Below are 16,689 nucleotides of genomic sequence, written 5' to 3'. Positions count from 1 at the left end.
CCCAAAAAGGTGCAGACTTTTTGGATCAGATCATGCGCAAGAAAGAGATTCCATGAACCCACCCATTCTCGAACGCGATCCGTCAGACCCGCAGAAGCAGAAGAAGGAAGGCGTCAATCCGCTGCTCAAGCTGGTGCTGGAGTTGGGTCCGTTGATGGTGTTCTTCTTCGCCAATGCGCGCAGCGGATGGCTGGTGCAGAAATTCCCTGTTCTGGCCGAGTTCGGCGGGCCGATCTTCGTCGCCACCGGCCTGTTCATGGCCGCCACGGCAATCGCGCTGATCGCCTCGTGGCTGCTCACCCGCACCTTGCCGATCATGCCGATGGTGTCGGGCGTCGTCGTCTTCATTTTCGGCGCGCTGACGCTCTATCTGCAGGACGACATCTTCATCAAGATGAAGCCGACCATCGTCAACACGCTGTTCGGCGGGGTGCTGCTCGGCGGCCTGTATTTCGGCAAGTCGCTGCTTGGCTATGTCTTCGATTCAGCCTTCAGCCTCGACGCTGAAGGCTGGCGCAAGCTGACCTTCCGCTGGGGCCTGTTCTTCCTGTTCCTGGCCATCGTCAATGAGGTGGTGTGGCGCAATTTTTCCACCGACGCCTGGGTTACTTTCAAGGTCTGGGGCATCATGCCGATCACGCTTCTGTTCACCTTCAGCCAGATGCCGCTGATCCTGCGCCATTCGCTGGACGACAAGACCGGCAAAGAAGAGAAGGCCGGGAAATAGAGCCTGCAAATAAGGGGAAAGGGCCATGGAATTCGTCACCACGCGCGACCAGTTGAGGACGATCTACAAGACGCCACGGCCGACCGACGGTTCTATCCGCAAGGAGCTGAAAAAACTTGACGGCCATTGCCGCTCCTTCATCGGCAAGAGCCCATTCGTGCTGATTGGCTCGTCCGACGGTGCCGGCAATGCCGACGTGACGCCGAAGGGCGACAAACCGGGCTTTGCCACCGTTCTGGACGACACCACCATCGCCATTCCCGACCGGCCCGGCAACAACCGGCTCGACACGCTGGAAAACATCCTCGTCAATCCCTCGGTCGGGCTGCTCTTCCTCATCCCCGGCATGAACGAGACGCTGCGCGTCAACGGCGATGCCCGCATCACCGTCGACGCAAATTTGCGCGAACGGCTCGCCGTCGACGGCAGGGAGCCGCAAAGCGTTGTCGTGGTCAGCGTCAAGGCGGCCTACATGCACTGCGCAAAAGCCTTCATGCGCTCGGATTTGTGGAAGCCGGAAACCTGGTACGACCGCGCGACGCTGCCGACGCTCGGCCAGATCATGCGCGATCAGCTGGCGGTTGCCGATTCCGCCGAGGCGACCGACCGCTGGCTCGACGAGGAATACAAGAAGACGATGTGGTAGTTTTTGCGGACGCGATTCGCGTCTGGACCGATTCCATACTTTGCTGAACATCCTTGCCATTTCCGGCAGCCTGCGCGCGGCCTCCACAAATTCGGCGCTGATCGCCGCACTGGCGCGCGAAGCGCCGTCCGGCTGCCGCGTCACCGTTCATGACGGGCTTGGCTGTTTGCCGATCTTCAATCCCGACGATGAAGGCGAGCGGACGCCGCTCGAAGCCTCCAAGCTGATCGATGCCGTCAGTCGAGCCGACGGCCTGATCGTCTCCTGTCCGGAATATGCCCATGGCGTGCCGGGCGGGCTGAAGAACGCGCTCGACTGGCTGGTCTCGCGCGATGCCGCCGTCGCCAAGCCCGCCATGCTGGTACACGCCTCGCCGCGCTCGCTGTTCGCCCGCGCCGCATTGGCCGAGATCATGCGCACCATGTCGTTCGCGCTTTACGACGATGTGCTGGAGATCGCCCTGCTCGGCAGGAAGCCGCCGGAGGTGGCGGGCATCCTGGCGGCGCCGGCGAACCGGCAGGCGATGCATGATGCACTGAATGCCTTCGCGGAGTTTATCCGCTCGCGTTGAGCGGCGGCCTCTCTTCCTTCTCCCCTTGTGGGGTCTGAAGGACGGGGCGAGACCCGTGGCTCGCCCCAGGGTGGTGGCCTCGCGAAGCGAGGTCGGATGAGGGTGTTCCAGCTTGGCACCGACGGCAATCCGTCACCCACCCCTCAACCGTCTCGGCGCTGCGCGCCGATCCACCTCCCACAAGGGGAGAAGGAAAGATCGCGCACTACCCCTTTCGCAGCGTCTCCACATCGGTCTTCCCCACGTACCAATCGCGGGCGTTGACCTCTTCAAAAACCACCCAGACATCGTCGTTGCTCAGCCCGGTGGCGTCCATGATGGCCGCGGTGACCTTCTTGGCGATATCCGCCTTCTTGCCCGCCGGATCGGCGGCGATCACTTCCTTGACGATGCGGATGTTGACGAATGGCATTTCTTGTCCTCCCGGGGATGTTCGTGCTCACGACCCGCTTCGATGAAACCGTCGAACGGTCGCCAGTGTTCAACTCTCAGTATGTCTTGGCGCCGTTGACCATCAGCCGCACCATGTAGAGCGACGTGGTGCCGGCGATGTAGAGGCAATTCAGCTTGTTGCCGCCGAACACGCAATTGGCGGTGACTTCCGGCACCTTGACCTTGCCGATCAGCGTGCCGTCCGGATCGTAGCAATGGATGCCGTCGGCGGCACTGGTCCAGATGCGGCCGTCCTCGTCGAGCCTGAAGCCGTCGAACAGGCCGGCGGTGCAGTCGGCGAAGACTTTTTCGCCGGAGACTTTCTTGCCGCCCTTGCCGACATTGAACACCCGCATATGCGCCGGATTCTGCGCGCCATGCGTGCGGCCGGTATCGACGACATAAAGCTTGCTCTCGTCCAGCGAGAAGGCGAGGCCGTTGGGCCTGACCATATCGGTGATGACGGCTTCGACCTCGCCGGTGCCGGGATCGACCCGGTAGACGTGGCAGGCGCCGATTTCGCTCTCAGCCCTGTCGCCCTCATAATCCGTATCGATGCCGTAGCTTGGATCGGTGAACCAGATGGAACCGTCGGATTTCACCACCGCGTCGTTGGGCGAATTCAGCCGCTTGCCTTTCCATTTGGCCGCGATCGTGGTGACCGAGCCGTCGAACTCGGTGCGGCTGACGCGGCGGCCCGAATGCTCGCAGGTAATCAGCCGGCCCTGCCGGTCGACGGTGTTGCCGTTCGAGTTGCCGGACGGCTGCCGGAAGACGCTGACATTGCCGTCGGTTTCGTCATAACGCAGCATGCGATTGTTGGGGATGTCGGACCAGACGACATAGCGGCCGGCGGCGAACCAGGCCGGCCCCTCCGCCCATTGGCATCCGGTGAATAGCTTCTCGACCTGCGCGTTGCCGTTGAACAGGCGCGCGAAGCGCGGATCGAGAATTTCATAATAGTCTGCGGCCGCCATGCTTTCCTCCCGGCATCAATGACAGGGATCAAGCCAGCCGGAGGGACAGAAGGCAATGTGGGTACGCACAGTGTCCCACAAAAGATCGCTTGCCGGCTCTGCGCATGACGTTAGCGCCGCATTAACCGGCTATGCGTCCAGCGCAATGGTGCATTGCAACGTCTTCTTTTTGCAATGCACCATTACTATGTCATGCTTCGTATCGATCAAGGGAGGAAGAAACCGCCGCCGAAATGCGGCGCCAAAAAGGAACCTTGCTATGATCCTCGACAGTCTCATGAACCGCGCTCGCAACAGCATTGCCAAGCGCAAGCACTACAACCGCCTTGTCGCCGAAATCGACAGCTTTTCCAGCCGCGATCTGGCCGACATGCGCGCCGACCGCTCGGAAATGCTCTACCAGATCCACAAGCAGATCTACGGCTGATCTCAAGCCCGATAAGACGCGCCGCCAAGGTGCGTTGAGATTCAGGTCAGGCCGAGTCGAAAACGGTGGTTTCCGAGAACCGGAGCGGAGCGTACTTTTGGTACGCGAGCACCGGAAGCGCAGGAAGCCGCTGTTTGCAGGCCGGCATCACCTGAATATCAATGCGCCGCCAGTGCCTTGTCGATCTGCGGCAACAGCAACGCCTGCACCGTCTCGGGCGTCAGCGGGCCGACATGTTTGTAGGCGATCTTGCCGTCCTTGCCGATGACGAAGGTTTCCGGCACGCCGTAGACGCCCCAGTCGATCGCCGCGCGGCCCGCTTCGTCGACCCCTATCGCCTGGAACGGATTGCCGAGATCGCCGAGGAACCGGCGTGCGTTTTCGGGCCGGTCCTTGTAGTTCAGCGCTGCCATGGTGAAACGCTTATCCTGCGACAACGCCAGAAGCACCGGGTGCTCTTCGCGGCATGGCGCGCACCACGACGCGAAGACGTTGACCAATGTGACCTTGCCGGCGAAGGTTTTCGAATCGAGCCCCGGCAGGTTTGAGCCCTCCAGCGCCGGCAGGCTGGTTTGCGGCGCAGGCAGGCCGATCAGGGCCGACGGCACTTCCGAAGCATCGCGCCCCGACAGCAGTTGCGACAGGAACAGTCCGGCCAGGCCGAGGAAGATCAGCAGCGGCAGAAGCACGAACAGGCGACGACTGGGCGGCGGCGTTTCCGTTTCGGTGCTCATGGCTTGGCGACCTTGTCGGAGCGACGCCTCACGCCGGACGCCTCCAGTTCGGCAAGCTCACGCTTGCGCGCCCGCTGGTCGAGCAGGATCCAGCCGATCAATCCGGCCAGCACCACGGCAGTGATGCCATAGGCGGCGGTCACGTAGAGTGCATGCGCACTCATGCGGCAGGTCCCGCTGAAGTGCGGCCTTCCAAGCCGATCATGTCGCCCAGTCTAGACATGCTTTTCCTTAGCCTCGCTCCGTCGGCTTCGCAATCGGTCGCCGCGCCGCAGTCATACGCTGCGTCAATCCGTGCCATGGCGCAGCGCCAGCGCCGCCGAGACCGGACCCAGCACGCCAAGAAACAGGGTCAGCGCGGCAAGAATGAGGAAGGGCTGCAGAAACGGGTCGGGATTGGCGGTCGCCCCATAGCTTGCCGAAACGCCGAAGATCAGCACCGGGATGGTCAGTGGCAGCACCAGCACCGAGATCAGCAGCCCGCCACGCGGCAGCGCCACCGCCACCGCCGCACCGGCGGCGCCGATGAACGTGATGGCCGGCGTGCCGACCAGCAGCGTCAGCGCCGTGGCGCCGATGCCGAGCGGCTCCATGTTCATGAACAGGCCGAGCAGGGGAGCCGCAATGACCAGCGGCAGCACGCTGCCCGCCCAATGCGCCAGGCATTTCACCAGCACCGTCAAGGCCAGCATGTGGCGATCGTTGCCGAGCACCAGGAGATCGAGCGAACCGTCCTCGCGATCGGCCTGGAACAACCGGTCGAGCCCGAGCAGGCAGGACAACAGCGCGCCGATCCACAGGATGGCCGGTCCGATGCGGGCCAGCAGCTTCAGGTCCGGCCCGACCCCGAACGGGATGGTGACGATGACGGCGAGGAAGAAGATGACCCCGGTCAGCGCTCCGCCGCCGGCACGGATGTTGAGGCGGATGTCGCGCAGGAAGAGCGCTAGCATGGTTTGAGATGCTTTCGCCCAGACACCATCAACCGGCTTCCCCCATCCTCAACTCCATCCCCTCGATCCCGAGCGGCAGATGCGTCGCCGCGACAATCATCCCGCCATCCGCGCAATGCCTCGCCATCAACCCCGCAAACCGCGCCTCCGCCGCCTTGTCCAGCCCCGCCGTCGGCTCGTCCAGCAGCCACAATGGCCGGTGGCTGACCAAAAGCCTGGCGATCGCCGCGCGGCGCCGCTGCCCGGTCGATAGATAGCCGAACGGCAGGTGGCCGATGCCGCCGAGCCCGACCGTTTCCAGCGCCTCTTCGACGCCGAGCTGTCCGTCGCCATTGAAGTCTCGCCAAAAGCGCAAATTCTCCGCCACGCTGAGCGCCGGCTTCATTGCGTTCTGGTGGCCGAGATAGTGGCAGGCCGAGGCAACAGACGGGAACGCTTCGCCCCCGTCTTCAACCTTCATGACGCCCTCAATCCTCACGCTGCCTTCCGCCGCCGGCAGCAGCCCGGCGATGATCCGCAGCAAGGTCGACTTGCCCGATCCGTTCGGCCCGGTGACGATAAGCGCCTGACACTCCTCCAAGGCAAAGCCGATGCCGGAAAACACCGCGTCGCCGCCTCGCTCGCCGCCCAGATTTTCGGCGATCAGCCGCATTCCTCGCCTGCCCTGAAACCATGTGTCGCGGCCGCTGCCGCATCGCACAAAATTGCTTTCCAACTGTCTAGAACTATTCCAGAAAATTCTCTATATGCGGTGCATCCGTGCCAGCGGTCGGCACGGGAACAGAATTAGCGCCGAACCAGCGCACGCGCCGCCTTGAACGGCTCGGGTTGCTTGGGAACGGACAGCGGAAATGGCCGTACCCGCACCTTTGCGCGTGATTGCATGCCATCGGCGTCCGTTCCCTTTCAGGCTGAACAGACAAGGATCGCACGTGTCAAAATCCCTCGACAGTTTCAATTGCCGCCGCACGCTGACCGCAGGCGGCGCTGAATATGCCTATTTCGATCTCATCGAGGCCGAAAAGAACGGCCTTACCGGCATCTCGCAACTGCCCTATTCGATGAAGGTGCTGCTGGAAAACCTGCTGCGCAACGAAGACGGCCGCTCCGTCACCAAGGACTCGATCCAGGCGGTGGCCGGCTGGCTGACCGATAAGGGCACCGCCGGCGTCGAGATCGCCTATCGCCCGGCCCGCGTGCTGATGCAGGATTTCACCGGCGTTCCGGCCGTGGTCGACCTTGCCGCAATGCGCGACGCCATGGCTTCGCTCGGCGGCGATCCGCAGAAGATCAATCCGCTGGTGCCGGTCGACCTCGTCATCGACCATTCCGTCATCGTCGACGAATTCGGCACGCCGATGGCCTTCGCCCGCAATGTCGAGCTGGAATATGAACGCAACGAAGAGCGCTACAAATTCCTGAAATGGGGCCAGCAGGCGTTCCGCAACTTCCGCGTCGTGCCGCCCGGCACCGGCATCTGCCATCAGGTCAACCTCGAATATCTCGGCCAGGTGGTGTGGACCAACACCGAGGACGGCGAAACGACAGCCTATCCCGACACCTGCGTCGGCACCGATTCGCACACCACCATGATCAACGGCCTGGGCGTGCTCGGCTGGGGCGTCGGCGGCATCGAGGCCGAGGCGGCCATGCTCGGCCAGCCGGTCTCCATGCTGCTGCCGGAAGTCATCGGCTTCCGCCTCACCGGCAAGCTGAAAGAGGGCGTCACCGCCACCGACCTCGTGCTCACCGTCACCCAGATGCTGCGCAAGAAGGGGGTCGTCGGCAAGTTCGTCGAGTTCTTCGGCCCGGGCCTCTCCAACATGACGCTGGCCGACCGCGCCACCATCGGCAACATGGCCCCCGAATATGGCGCCACCTGCGGTTTCTTCCCAGTCGACTCGGAAACCATCCGCTATCTCACAATGTCCGGCCGCAGCGAGGACCGCATCGCGCTGGTCGAGGCCTACGCCAAGGCGCAGGGCCTGTGGCGTGAAACCGGCTCGGCCGACCCTGTCTTCACTGATCTGCTCGAGCTCGAACTTGGTTCCGTCGTGCCGTCGATGGCCGGCCCCAAGCGGCCTGAAGGCCGCGTCGCCCTGGAAGGCATTCCGGAAGGCTTCGCCAAGGCGATGGAGACCGAATACAAGAAGGCGGCCGAAATCTCCAAGCGCTATGCCGTCGAAGGCACCGACCATGATCTCGGTCACGGGGATGTCGTCATTGCCGCCATCACCTCCTGCACCAACACCTCGAACCCGAGCGTGCTGATCGGCGCCGGTCTTTTGGCCCGCAATGCCAACCGGCTCGGTTTGAAGCAGAAGCCGTGGGTGAAGACCTCGCTGGCTCCCGGCAGCCAGGTGGTCGCCGAATATCTGGAGAAATCCGGCCTGCAGAAGGAGCTCGACCAGATCGGCTTCAACCTGGTCGGCTTCGGCTGCACCACCTGTATCGGCAATTCCGGCCCGCTGCCGGCGCCGATCTCCAAAACCATCAACGACAAGGGCCTGATCGCCGCCGCGGTCCTGTCAGGCAATCGCAACTTCGAAGGCCGTGTCTCGCCTGACGTGCAGGCCAACTATCTGGCCTCGCCGCCGCTGGTCGTCGCGCACGCGCTGGCCGGAACTGTCACCAAGGACCTCACGACAGAGCCGCTCGGCGAGGACAAGAACGGCGAGCCGGTCTACCTCAAGGACATCTGGCCGAGCTCGGCCGAAATCCAGGAGTTCATCGAGAAGAACGTCACCCGCGAGCTGTTCGCCCGCAAGTATGCCGACGTCTTCAAGGGCGACGAGTACTGGCAGAACGTCAAGGCGCCGGAAGGCCAGACCTATGCCTGGGACGACAACTCGACCTATGTGCAGAACCCGCCCTATTTCGCCGGCATGACATCAGGTTTCGGCAAGATCGCCGACATCAAGGGCGCCCGCGTGCTCGGCCTGTTCGGCGACAAGATCACCACCGATCACATCTCGCCGGCCGGATCGATCAAGGCAGCGTCGCCGGCCGGAAAATATCTCACCGACCACGGCGTCGGTGTCGCCGACTTCAACCAGTACGGCACGCGGCGCGGCAATCACGAGGTGATGATGCGCGGCACCTTCGCCAACATCCGCATCCGCAACCACATGCTGGGCGAGAACGGCCGCGAGGGCGGCTACACCATTCACTACCCGTCGAAGGAAGAGGAATCGATCTACGACGCGGCGATGGAGTACAAAAGGGAAGGCGTGCCGCTGGTCGTCTTCGCCGGCGTCGAATACGGCAACGGCTCGTCGCGCGACTGGGCGGCCAAGGGAACCAATCTGCTCGGTGTCCGCGCGGTCATCGCCCAGTCTTTCGAGCGCATCCATCGCTCGAACCTGGTCGGCATGGGCGTCATCCCCTTCGTCTTCGAGGAAGGCACCTCATGGGCATCGCTCAACCTCAAGGGAGACGAGCTGGTCGAGATCGACGGACTGAGCACCATCAAGCCGCGCCAGACGATGATCGCCAAAATCACCTATGGCGACGGCACGGTGAAGAACGTGCCGATCATCTGCCGCATCGATACGCTGGATGAGCTCGACTACTTCAAGAACGGCGGCATCCTGCAATACGTGCTGCGCGATCTGGCAGCTTAGTAAGGGAGTAGGGGAGTAGGGAAGGGAATACCTATTCCCCTATTCCCCTATTCCCCTATTCCCCTATTCCCCTATTCCCCTATTCCCCTATTCCCCTATTCCCTTACTTTCGGCTTCCCGAACCGCGCCGCGGCGGCCAACAACACACCCAGCATCAGCCCGTTGAGGATGTGCCAGAGGAAGTGCGTGCCGAGCGGGAAACCGCCGCAGACCAGCGGGTCGATCATCCGGCAGACGACGGACACCACGAAGATCGCCGATCCGGCCAGATTGTACCAGCCGGCGCGATTGCCGCTGGCTACCAGCGCGCCGAAGAAGGCGAGCGCCAGGAACGGCGGCAGATAGCCCGTCGTGCCGTTCGACGCCTGGCGCAGCCAGTCCGGCACGGCAACGGTTATCGCCCCGGCAATCACATAGAAGGCGATGAAGATGGCGATGGCTTTGCCCCATCGCATGCCGAGGAAGCGACGCAGGTTGAACAGCGTGTAGGCCAGCGTGAAGCCGGCGATCGGCAGCACGTCGGCCCAGACCGTGCCCTTGGTGGCAAAAGTATGGAAGATCGTCGAGCCGATGCCGATCGCCACCACCCACCAGGCCAGAACCTCGGCGAAGGCGCCGGTGCCCAGCCTTCGCACCTCGCGCACGCCCCACAGGCCGGCGGCGATGAAGGCGAAGTTGGTCAGGGCGTTGACCGGTTCGGACCAGAATTCCGGGCCGGTCCGCTCGCAATAGAGGTCGACCGGCGCCAAAAACGTTTGCCACATCGCGATTGCCGCCCGAATCGGTTTCTATCCTGAAGCGCAGATCCTTCCTATTGCGCGGTTGCGGTCGGCTGCAACGGCAAAATTTCACCGCAACGTGACTTCCCGTTGACTTCCGGTTCTGCCACATATTTCAGCAATCAAGATAAAGCCGGCATCACCGGCGGGAATCGGAATGGCCATGGCCTCGCGAAAATCATTGTGGCTGGCAGCTCTTGCGCTGGCCTTCTCGGCGTCTGCCGGCGCCGGGCATGCCGGCGAATCCGATCGCGCCCAGACCGACCGGGTCCAGATCGAAAAGCCATTGGGCGTGGTCGAGCTGTTCACCAGCCAGGGCTGCAGTTCCTGCCCGCCGGCCGATACTCTGTTCTCCGAACTTGCCGCCAAGGAAGACATCGTCGCGCTCGCCTATCACGTCGACTACTGGGACTATCTCGGCTGGCAGGACACGCTCGGCCGCAAGGAGAACACCGAGCGGCAATACGACTATATGCGCGCCTTCGGCAGCCGCTCCGTCTATACGCCGCAGGCCGTCATCAATGGCCGCGTCCATGTCAACGGCGCCAACCGCGGCGAGGTCGATGGTGCGCTCGCCCGCATGGCCAAGAGCGGCGAAGGCATGCGCGTCGCCGTCAAGGTCAGCCGCACCAGCGATCGCGTGATGATCGACGCCGGCGATGCCGGCAACGGCCCCAGCGACGCCCATGTCGTCATCGTCTATTTCGACCCGCCGCAGACGGTCAAAGTCGGCGAGGGCGAAAATACCGGCCGCAAGATGACCTACTGGAACGCCGTCACCGGCATCCAGACCGCCGGCATGTGGCATGGCAAGGCACAGCGCTACGAACTGCCGATGAGCGAGATTGCCAAAAAGGGCGGCTGCGCCGTGCTGCTGCAGTCGGTCGGCAAGGACGGCATGCCCGGTCCCATTCTCGGCGCCGCATTCATCCACAAGCCTTGAGAGCGCTCAAACCCCTGCCGCGGTAGCGCGAAGGCTCACCTATCACCACCCAATAAAAAACCGACGTCAGCTTGCTTCTGACGCCGGTCATTTAGGTTTTGGGATCGTCGCTCCCGGTTCTTCCGAGGAAGAGCCGAGGTTGGTTCGATCCGACGCAGACCCGTGGGCGGGGGGCTTGGGGTTTACGAGCCGGTGCCGGACCGAACCGTCTCAGGCAACGCCGGTAAATTCGTCGGACATTGGGGCATGAGCGCGGATAAAAAAAGGCAGAAATGTGGCGGAACATCACCAATTCCAACACGGCGTTTCATAAAAGTGACTGGACGTGACGGAAACGGCGCGGCGCGGGGCTCGGTTCGCCGGGCCTTGCAATTCAGTCGCGAACACGCCAACTTTGGTTGGCAAAGATTCATTTTGAAGGATCGAGGCATGACCGATGACAGTGGCGGGACGGGGGATGGGGACGCATCCGCAATAATCCCGCTGCACGAGGCGCGACGCGAACGTCTCGATCAGCCGGTGCGGTTCGATCGACGCGAGCTGGACCAGATCCTCAGGCTCTACGGACGCATGGTCGCCGCCAATGAATGGCGCGACTACGCCATCGATCATCTCGCCGACCGCGCTGTCTTTTCCGTCTTCCGCCGCACCAGCGAAGTGCCGCTGTTCCAGATCGTCAAGGATCCGAAACTGGCCCGCAAGCAGGGCGCCTTTGCCGTCATCGCCGCCGGCGGCCGCATCTTGAAACGCGGCCAGGAACTCGGCCGCGTGCTCGGTGTGTTCGACAGCAAGTTGAAGCTGGTCGAAGCCTGAGCAGGGAATTAGAGCAGGGGAATTGAAGAAATGGAGAATTGATGAGTTGAGAAAAGGCCTCGGCGTCATCTGTTGCCGCCGCTTCTTTTTATTCTTCAGTTCTTCAATTCCGCAATTCTTCAGTTCCTTCTTCAGTCCGCTCTAAGGCGAAACTTCCGCTCCGGCAGCGATTCGGGATCGGGCGGCGCCGATGCCCCGCCATTCAGCGACAGCTGCATGAACACCGTGTCCAGCCAGCGCCCGTGCTTGTAGCCGGAGCCTTCCAGGCGGCCCGAATGGCGAAAGCCGAGCTTTTCGTGCAGCCGCACCGAGGCGCTGTCGGGATGGCCATCGCCGATCACCGCGATGATCTGGCGAAAGCCCGCCGTCGTCACCGCCTCGATCAGGCTTTGCATCAGCTTGAGCCCGACGCCCTGGCCCTTGGCCTCGGGCGCGACATAGACCGAATCCTCGACAATGAAGCGATAGGCCGGGCGTGGCCGGAAGGCACCGGCATAGGCGTAGCCGAGAACCGCGCCGTCCTTCTCCGCCACAAGGTAGGGAAAGCCGCCGGCCATCAGGCTGTCGAATCGAACACCCATCTCCGCGCGGCTCGGCGGCTCCAACTCATAGCTCGCCGTGCCTTGGGCGACCGCGTCGGCGTAGATGCCGGTGATGCTGTCGAGGTCGGCCGCTGTCGCCGGTCGAATCGTAATAGTGCTCATAGTTTATGGGTGCCATTTCTCTGCTCGCGATAACAGCAAAGCCCGGCACAAAAGAAAAGGGCGGCCGTTGGGCCGCCCTTTTGGAACTCGATGGTCCAGCATGCTGAACTAGCGACGGTCGCCCATGAACTGCAACAGGAACATGAACAGGTTGATGAAGTCGAGATAGAGCGTCAGCGCGCCCATGATCGCCTTGCGGCCGGCAACGTCCGAACTGTCGCCCTCGAAATACATCTCCTTGATCTTCTGCGTGTCATAGGCGGTGAGGCCCGCGAAGACCAGCACGCCGATCGCCGACACGGCAAACGACAGCGCCGACGACTGCAGGAAGATGTTGATCACCGACGCGATGATGATGCCGAACACGCCCATGATCAGGAACGAGCCCATCGCCGTCAGGTCGCGCTTGGTGGTGTAGCCGAACAGCGACAGCGCACCGAAGGCGGCGGCCGTGGCGAAGAAGGTCTGTGAAATGCTGGCCGTGGTGTAGACCAGGAAGATCGAAGACAGCGACAGGCCGACGAGACCGGCATAGACCCAGAACGTCGTCTGCGCCGCCGAAACGCTCATCGACTGGACGCGGAACGACAGGAACAGAACGGCGGCCAGCGGCGCCAGCATCACCACCCAGCGCAGCGGCGAGCCGAAGATCGCGTAGCCGAAGGACGTCAGCATCTCGCCGCTCGGCAGCGTCGCGACAGCCGAAGCCGGATCGGTGGTGGTGGCCAGCATGATCGTGCCGACAGCGGCAAGACCGGTGATGAGGAGGCCAAGCCCCATCAGATTGTAAACCTTGATCATGTAGGCGCGCAGGCCCTGATCGATGTCGGCACCGACGCCGACGCCGGGCACGGCGCGCGTCTGGTAGTTGCGAATGGGATCAGCCATTGTAGTCCTCTATTGCTTCTGCCCCGTCCGGTGTCAGGTCCTTCCGGACCCAGGCGCCGCTGGCAGGGCTCCAGCATGCCTGTGGCGAAATATGATGGTTATTCGCGTCAAGAACAAGACCGTAACCGGATGTAACGGTTCGTGAGAGGGCGAAGCGCCGATTCCTCGGCTTTTCGGACGGCTTTCTTACCAAGATTTAATCCATGGTGCCCGTTCCGGGCCTGTCGTCACAGGTTGCGCAGCACCGGTGCTGCCTTGTGGCCGAGCACCCGCCAGGTGCCGGCGAGACCAATGCCGACCGTGATCACCAGCGAAAACAGAATGGTTGCCACCGCCACCTCCGGCATGAAATGCGACGGCAAAGTCATGATGCGCGCGACGACGAACCAGGCGGCTGCGCTGCCCGCCGCCAGCGCGAAAATGGCGGTGGCCAGCCCGATCAGCATATATTCGAGCGAGAAGGCCGATATCAGCATCGTGCGTGTCGCGCCCAGCGTCTTCAACACCACCGCATCATGGATGCGCGCCCGGTTGCCGGCTGCAAGCGCGCCGGCCAGCACCAGCACCGAAGCGATCAGCGCCACGCCAGCGGCCGCCCGGATCGCCGTGCCGAGCTGCCCGACCAGCCGGTTGACGACGTCGAGCGCGTCCTTGACCCGCACCGTCGTCACCGCCGGGAAGGCGCGGGTGACGGCGTTGAGGATGCGGGCGTCGTCGGCCGTCGATGCACTCTTTTCGGTCAGCGTCGCCATCCAGCCATGCGGGGCGCCCGCGAATGTGTTGGGCGAGAAGACCATGACGAAATTGATACCCATCGTCTCCCATTCGACTTGGCGGAAACTGGCGATCCTGGCCGTGACGTTGCGGCCCAGCACATTGACCGTGATGGTGTCGCCGAGCTTCAGCCCGATCTCCTTGCCTTCTTGCGCCGAAAACGAAACCAGCGGTTCGCCGCTGTAATTTTCGGGCCACCAACTGCCCTCGGTCAGCGTCGCGTTCTCCGGCTGCCTGGTGTCATAGGTCAGGCCGCGATCCCCCCTCAGCACCCAGGCGCCTTCCGCCGGCACCTTCACCTTGTCGACATCGACACCGTTCAGCGCCATCACCCGGCCGCGCAGCATCGGCACCTTGGCCAGCACGCCCTGCGGCGCCTCCTTGCCGATCAGCGCCGAGAAGGACGCGACATCGGCGCTCTGGATGTCGACGAAGAAGAAGTTCGGCGCCCGTTCCGGCAGGCTGCCCGAGATCTGTCGCCTGAGATTGCCGTCGATCAGCGCCAGCGTCACCAGCAGCGTCAGCCCGAGCCCCAGGGACAGCACCACCGATGGCGTCAGGGCGCCTGGCCGATGGATGTTGCCGATGGCGAGCCTGAGCGCCACGAAGCGCACGCGCGGGCTTTTCCTGGCCGCCCATTGCACCAGTGCGCCGACCGCGCGCAGCACCAGGAAGGCGAAGACGGTAGCGCCGACAAAGATCGAGGCGATGCGCTGGTCGCCCGAGAACAGAATGGCCAGCGCCGCAAGCAGCAGCGCGATGCCTATGGCCGCCGCGACATAGGCGGGGCGCGGCAAGCCGCGGCCTTCCAGCCCCATTTCGCGAAACAGCGCGGTTGCCGGCACGTCGCGGGCGCGGCCGAGCGGCAGCAGCGCGAAAGCCAACGTCACCAGCAGGCCGAACAGTGCCGCCATGCCGAGCGCGCCGGGATAGAAGCCGCCTTCGGCCGGCACCGGAATGACGGATTGCAAGGCCGCGCTCGCCGCGAAGGGCATTAGTGCGCCGAGCACAAGGCCCAGCACGATACCCAATCCGGCTATGATCAGGATCTGCACGAGATAGACGGCAAAGACGAAGCCGCCCGAAGCGCCCAGGCTCTTGAAGGTGGCGATGACGCCGCGCTTGCCGTCGAGATAGGCGCGCACCGCATTGGCGACGCCGACGCCGCCGACCACCAGCGCCGTCAGCCCGACCAGGGTCAGGAACTGCGAGAAGCGTTCGATGTTGGACGACAGCGCGGGCGCCGCGTTGCTGCGCGTGCGGATCGACCAGCCGGCTTCCGAAAAATCCGTGGCGGCCTGATCCTGGATGGCCTTGAGCCTCGTCTCGTCGGCGTCCGCCGGCAGCCGGATTTTGTAGGCATTCTCGACCAGGCTGCCCGGCTGGATCAGTCCAGTGGCCGCCAACCCTTCGGTCGAGATCATCAGCCTCGGCGCGAAGCCGAAGCCGTCGGACACGGCGTCCGGTTCGGCGACCAGCTTGGCGCGCAGTTCGAAAGTAGCGGTGCCGAGCTTCAGCCGGTCGCCAAGCTTGACGTGCAACCGCTCGAACAGAAGATCGGGCGCTGCCGCACCGAAGACGCCGAACTCTTCGCCGAACAGTTCCTGTTTCGACAGCGCCGGCTCGGTCTCCAGCGTGCCATAGAGCGGATAGACATGGTCGACCGCCTTGGCCTCGACCAGCGCCTGGTCGGATCCGTCGGCCAGACGCGCCATCGAACGCATGCTGGCGGTCCGCGAAACCGTGCCGAGCCCGTCAAGGAAGCTGCGCTCCGCCTGACTGGCGTCACGCTGGTTGATCTGGAAGCGAAGATCGCCGCCAAGCAGCGTCTGGCCCTGATTGGCGACACCGGCGGTGATCGAACGCGCCACCGAGTTGACGCCGCCGATGGCCGCGACGCCGAGCGCGATGCAGGCGAGGAAGATCAGGAAACCGGACAGGCCGCCGCGCATCTCGCGCAGCGAGAAGCGGACAGCGAGCCTCAACGTCCGGGACAGCGGCATCAGGCCGTCACCTTGACCGGCGCCGGTACCTCGATCCGGCCCGAGCGCATCGAAACCTGGCGCGAACAGCGTGCCGCGAGCGCCGGATCATGCGTGACCAGCACCAGCGTCATGCCGCGCTCGGCCGCCTTCGCAAACAAGAGGTCAGCGACCTGCCGCCCGGTCGCCTGGTCCAGATTGCCGGTCGGCTCGTCGGCGATCAGGATGCGCGGCGACGGCGCCAATGCGCGGGCGATCGCCACGCGCTGCTGCTCGCCGCCCGACAATTCGCCGGGATAGTGGGTGACGCGGTCGCTGAGGCCAACCGCCGCCAGCTCGCGCGCCGCCACCGCGAACGGATCGGCATGGCCCGCCAGTTCCAGCGGCACCGCGACATTTTCGAGCGCCGTCATGTTGGGAATGAGATGGAAGGACTGGAACACGATGCCAATGTTTCGGCCACGAAACGATGCAATCTGGTCCTCGCTTTTGCCGTTGAGCAGCTCGCCGGCGATTCGGACCGTACCCGAATCGACCTTTTCCAGGCCTGCCAAGACCATCAGCAAGGTCGACTTGCCGGAACCCGAAGGTCCGACGATGCCGGTCGCCTCGCCGGTCGCCACATCGAGGCTCACCCCCTTCAGCACATGGACCGATGAAGCACCCTCGCCAAGGGTCAGGGACACATCTTTCAGCGCGATGACGGCTTCTGTCAA

18 protein-coding genes are annotated in these 16,689 nt (G+C 63.5%); 7 read left to right on the top strand and 11 right to left on the bottom strand.

Translation table 11 applies throughout. From position 1 onward, the window contains the following. Nucleotides 1-52 precede the first annotated feature (52 nt). Genes RPF88_RS23475 through RPF88_RS23465 form a run of 3 tightly spaced genes read left to right on the top strand, consistent with a single transcriptional unit; the run spans nucleotide 53 to nucleotide 1,944 of the window. Entirely contained in the window at nucleotides 53-727 is a 675-nt protein-coding gene (locus tag RPF88_RS23475) for a septation protein A (protein ID WP_013528838.1), read from the top strand. Nucleotides 728-752: 25 nt separating this feature from the next. Continuing rightward, nucleotides 753-1,373, top strand: a complete 621-nt coding sequence (locus RPF88_RS23470) for a pyridoxamine 5'-phosphate oxidase family protein (protein ID WP_024504968.1) — start codon at nucleotides 753-755, stop codon at nucleotides 1,371-1,373. A gap of 40 nt (nucleotides 1,374-1,413) precedes the next feature. Next, nucleotides 1,414-1,944 carry an NADPH-dependent FMN reductase gene (locus tag RPF88_RS23465; RefSeq protein WP_337123294.1) on the top strand — a complete coding sequence of 177 codons (531 nt, stop codon included), beginning with the start codon at nucleotides 1,414-1,416 and terminating at the stop codon, nucleotides 1,942-1,944. A 205-nt stretch (nucleotides 1,945-2,149) separates the two neighbouring features. On the opposite strand, the gene RPF88_RS23460 is transcribed toward RPF88_RS23465, so the two are convergent. Continuing rightward, a complete protein-coding gene (locus tag RPF88_RS23460) occupies nucleotides 2,150-2,356 on the bottom strand; it encodes a tautomerase family protein (protein WP_013528835.1) in 207 nt (68 codons plus the stop codon). Nucleotides 2,357-2,432: 76 nt separating this feature from the next. Beyond that, complete coding sequence (locus tag RPF88_RS23455) at nucleotides 2,433-3,353, bottom strand: SMP-30/gluconolactonase/LRE family protein (protein ID WP_013528834.1); 921 nt, start codon at nucleotides 3,351-3,353, stop codon at nucleotides 2,433-2,435. A 259-nt stretch (nucleotides 3,354-3,612) separates the two neighbouring features. Here RPF88_RS23455 and RPF88_RS23450 point away from each other — a divergent pair, with 259 nt between their 5' ends. After that, nucleotides 3,613-3,780 carry a hypothetical protein gene (locus tag RPF88_RS23450; protein WP_337123293.1) on the top strand — a complete coding sequence of 56 codons (168 nt, stop codon included), beginning with the start codon at nucleotides 3,613-3,615 and terminating at the stop codon, nucleotides 3,778-3,780. 158 nt (nucleotides 3,781-3,938) lie between these two features. On the opposite strand, the gene RPF88_RS23445 is transcribed toward RPF88_RS23450, so the two are convergent. The 4 genes from RPF88_RS23445 to ccmA all read right to left on the bottom strand — a co-directional run bounded on the left by RPF88_RS23445 (nucleotide 3,939) and on the right by ccmA (nucleotide 6,119). Beyond that, nucleotides 3,939-4,514, bottom strand: coding sequence for a DsbE family thiol:disulfide interchange protein (locus RPF88_RS23445; RefSeq protein ID WP_063169543.1), 576 nt, complete (start codon nucleotides 4,512-4,514; stop codon nucleotides 3,939-3,941). Beyond that, nucleotides 4,511-4,678 carry a heme exporter protein CcmD gene (gene ccmD / locus RPF88_RS23440; protein ID WP_013528831.1) on the bottom strand — a complete coding sequence of 56 codons (168 nt, stop codon included), beginning with the start codon at nucleotides 4,676-4,678 and terminating at the stop codon, nucleotides 4,511-4,513. Before ccmD ends, RPF88_RS23445 begins: the two co-directional genes overlap by 4 nt. Before the next feature lie 123 nt (nucleotides 4,679-4,801). Further along, complete coding sequence (ccmB, locus tag RPF88_RS23435; protein ID WP_024504965.1) at nucleotides 4,802-5,467, bottom strand: heme exporter protein CcmB; 666 nt, start codon at nucleotides 5,465-5,467, stop codon at nucleotides 4,802-4,804. 28 nt (nucleotides 5,468-5,495) lie between these two features. Beyond that, nucleotides 5,496-6,119, bottom strand: a complete 624-nt coding sequence (gene ccmA, locus RPF88_RS23430) for a heme ABC exporter ATP-binding protein CcmA (RefSeq protein ID WP_063169544.1) — start codon at nucleotides 6,117-6,119, stop codon at nucleotides 5,496-5,498. Between the two features lie 280 nt (nucleotides 6,120-6,399). Here ccmA and acnA point away from each other — a divergent pair, with 280 nt between their 5' ends. Next, entirely contained in the window at nucleotides 6,400-9,090 is a 2,691-nt protein-coding gene (gene acnA / locus RPF88_RS23425) for an aconitate hydratase AcnA (RefSeq protein ID WP_337123292.1), read from the top strand. A 95-nt stretch (nucleotides 9,091-9,185) separates the two neighbouring features. Here the strand turns inward: acnA and RPF88_RS23420 are convergent, their stop codons facing one another. Next, nucleotides 9,186-9,854 (bottom strand): ceramidase domain-containing protein, encoded by a 669-nt coding sequence (locus RPF88_RS23420; RefSeq protein WP_337123291.1) that lies wholly within the window; start codon nucleotides 9,852-9,854, stop codon nucleotides 9,186-9,188. Between the two features lie 172 nt (nucleotides 9,855-10,026). Between RPF88_RS23420 and RPF88_RS23415 the strand changes: the two genes are divergently transcribed. Together RPF88_RS23415 and RPF88_RS23410 are read left to right on the top strand one after the other, a co-directional pair. Then, nucleotides 10,027-10,812: a DUF1223 domain-containing protein gene (locus RPF88_RS23415; protein ID WP_013528826.1), complete on the top strand. Its 786-nt coding sequence runs from the start codon at nucleotides 10,027-10,029 to the stop codon at nucleotides 10,810-10,812. A 429-nt stretch (nucleotides 10,813-11,241) separates the two neighbouring features. Then, entirely contained in the window at nucleotides 11,242-11,625 is a 384-nt protein-coding gene (locus tag RPF88_RS23410) for a DUF2794 domain-containing protein (RefSeq protein ID WP_013528825.1), read from the top strand. Between the two features lie 131 nt (nucleotides 11,626-11,756). Here the strand turns inward: RPF88_RS23410 and RPF88_RS23405 are convergent, their stop codons facing one another. From RPF88_RS23405 to RPF88_RS23390, 4 genes are all read right to left on the bottom strand, one after another. Then, nucleotides 11,757-12,329: a GNAT family N-acetyltransferase gene (locus RPF88_RS23405; protein ID WP_337123290.1), complete on the bottom strand. Its 573-nt coding sequence runs from the start codon at nucleotides 12,327-12,329 to the stop codon at nucleotides 11,757-11,759. 108 nt (nucleotides 12,330-12,437) lie between these two features. Beyond that, on the bottom strand, nucleotides 12,438-13,217 hold the full coding sequence (locus RPF88_RS23400; protein ID WP_013528823.1) for a Bax inhibitor-1/YccA family protein: 780 nt from the start codon (nucleotides 13,215-13,217) through the stop codon (nucleotides 12,438-12,440). A 227-nt stretch (nucleotides 13,218-13,444) separates the two neighbouring features. Continuing rightward, nucleotides 13,445-15,994 carry an ABC transporter permease gene (locus RPF88_RS23395; protein WP_337123289.1) on the bottom strand — a complete coding sequence of 850 codons (2,550 nt, stop codon included), beginning with the start codon at nucleotides 15,992-15,994 and terminating at the stop codon, nucleotides 13,445-13,447. After that, a complete protein-coding gene (locus tag RPF88_RS23390) occupies nucleotides 15,994-16,689 on the bottom strand; it encodes an ABC transporter ATP-binding protein (protein WP_337123288.1) in 696 nt (231 codons plus the stop codon). Before RPF88_RS23390 ends, RPF88_RS23395 begins: the two co-directional genes overlap by 1 nt.

This window comes from Mesorhizobium sp. ISC11 (assembly GCF_037162595.1).
Classification (GTDB): Bacteria; Pseudomonadota; Alphaproteobacteria; order Rhizobiales; family Rhizobiaceae; genus Mesorhizobium; species Mesorhizobium ciceri.
The sequence above is the reverse complement of the archived record's forward strand: the minus strand, read 5'-3'. Positions and strand labels throughout refer to the sequence as shown.

Bases quoted from the DNA above. Each gene is read 5' to 3' on its own strand.
- RPF88_RS23475 (WP_013528838.1), top strand. From the start codon at position 53: ATGAACCCACCCATTCTCGAACGCGATCCGTCAGACCCGCAGAAGCAG.
- RPF88_RS23470 (WP_024504968.1), top strand. From the start codon at position 753: ATGGAATTCGTCACCACGCGCGACCAGTTGAGGACGATCTACAAGACG.
- RPF88_RS23460 (WP_013528835.1), bottom strand. From the start codon at position 2,356: ATGCCATTCGTCAACATCCGCATCGTCAAGGAAGTGATCGCCGCCGAT.
- RPF88_RS23455 (WP_013528834.1), bottom strand. From the start codon at position 3,353: ATGGCGGCCGCAGACTATTATGAAATTCTCGATCCGCGCTTCGCGCGC.
- RPF88_RS23450 (WP_337123293.1), top strand. From the start codon at position 3,613: ATGATCCTCGACAGTCTCATGAACCGCGCTCGCAACAGCATTGCCAAG.
- RPF88_RS23445 (WP_063169543.1), bottom strand. From the start codon at position 4,514: ATGAGCACCGAAACGGAAACGCCGCCGCCCAGTCGTCGCCTGTTCGTG.
- ccmD (WP_013528831.1), bottom strand. From the start codon at position 4,678: ATGAGTGCGCATGCACTCTACGTGACCGCCGCCTATGGCATCACTGCC.
- ccmB (WP_024504965.1), bottom strand. From the start codon at position 5,467: ATGCTAGCGCTCTTCCTGCGCGACATCCGCCTCAACATCCGTGCCGGC.
- ccmA (WP_063169544.1), bottom strand. From the start codon at position 6,119: ATGCGGCTGATCGCCGAAAATCTGGGCGGCGAGCGAGGCGGCGACGCG.
- RPF88_RS23420 (WP_337123291.1), bottom strand. From the start codon at position 9,854: ATGTGGCAAACGTTTTTGGCGCCGGTCGACCTCTATTGCGAGCGGACC.
- RPF88_RS23415 (WP_013528826.1), top strand. From the start codon at position 10,027: ATGGCCATGGCCTCGCGAAAATCATTGTGGCTGGCAGCTCTTGCGCTG.
- RPF88_RS23410 (WP_013528825.1), top strand. From the start codon at position 11,242: ATGACCGATGACAGTGGCGGGACGGGGGATGGGGACGCATCCGCAATA.
- RPF88_RS23405 (WP_337123290.1), bottom strand. From the start codon at position 12,329: ATGAGCACTATTACGATTCGACCGGCGACAGCGGCCGACCTCGACAGC.
- RPF88_RS23400 (WP_013528823.1), bottom strand. From the start codon at position 13,217: ATGGCTGATCCCATTCGCAACTACCAGACGCGCGCCGTGCCCGGCGTC.
- RPF88_RS23395 (WP_337123289.1), bottom strand. From the start codon at position 15,994: ATGCCGCTGTCCCGGACGTTGAGGCTCGCTGTCCGCTTCTCGCTGCGC.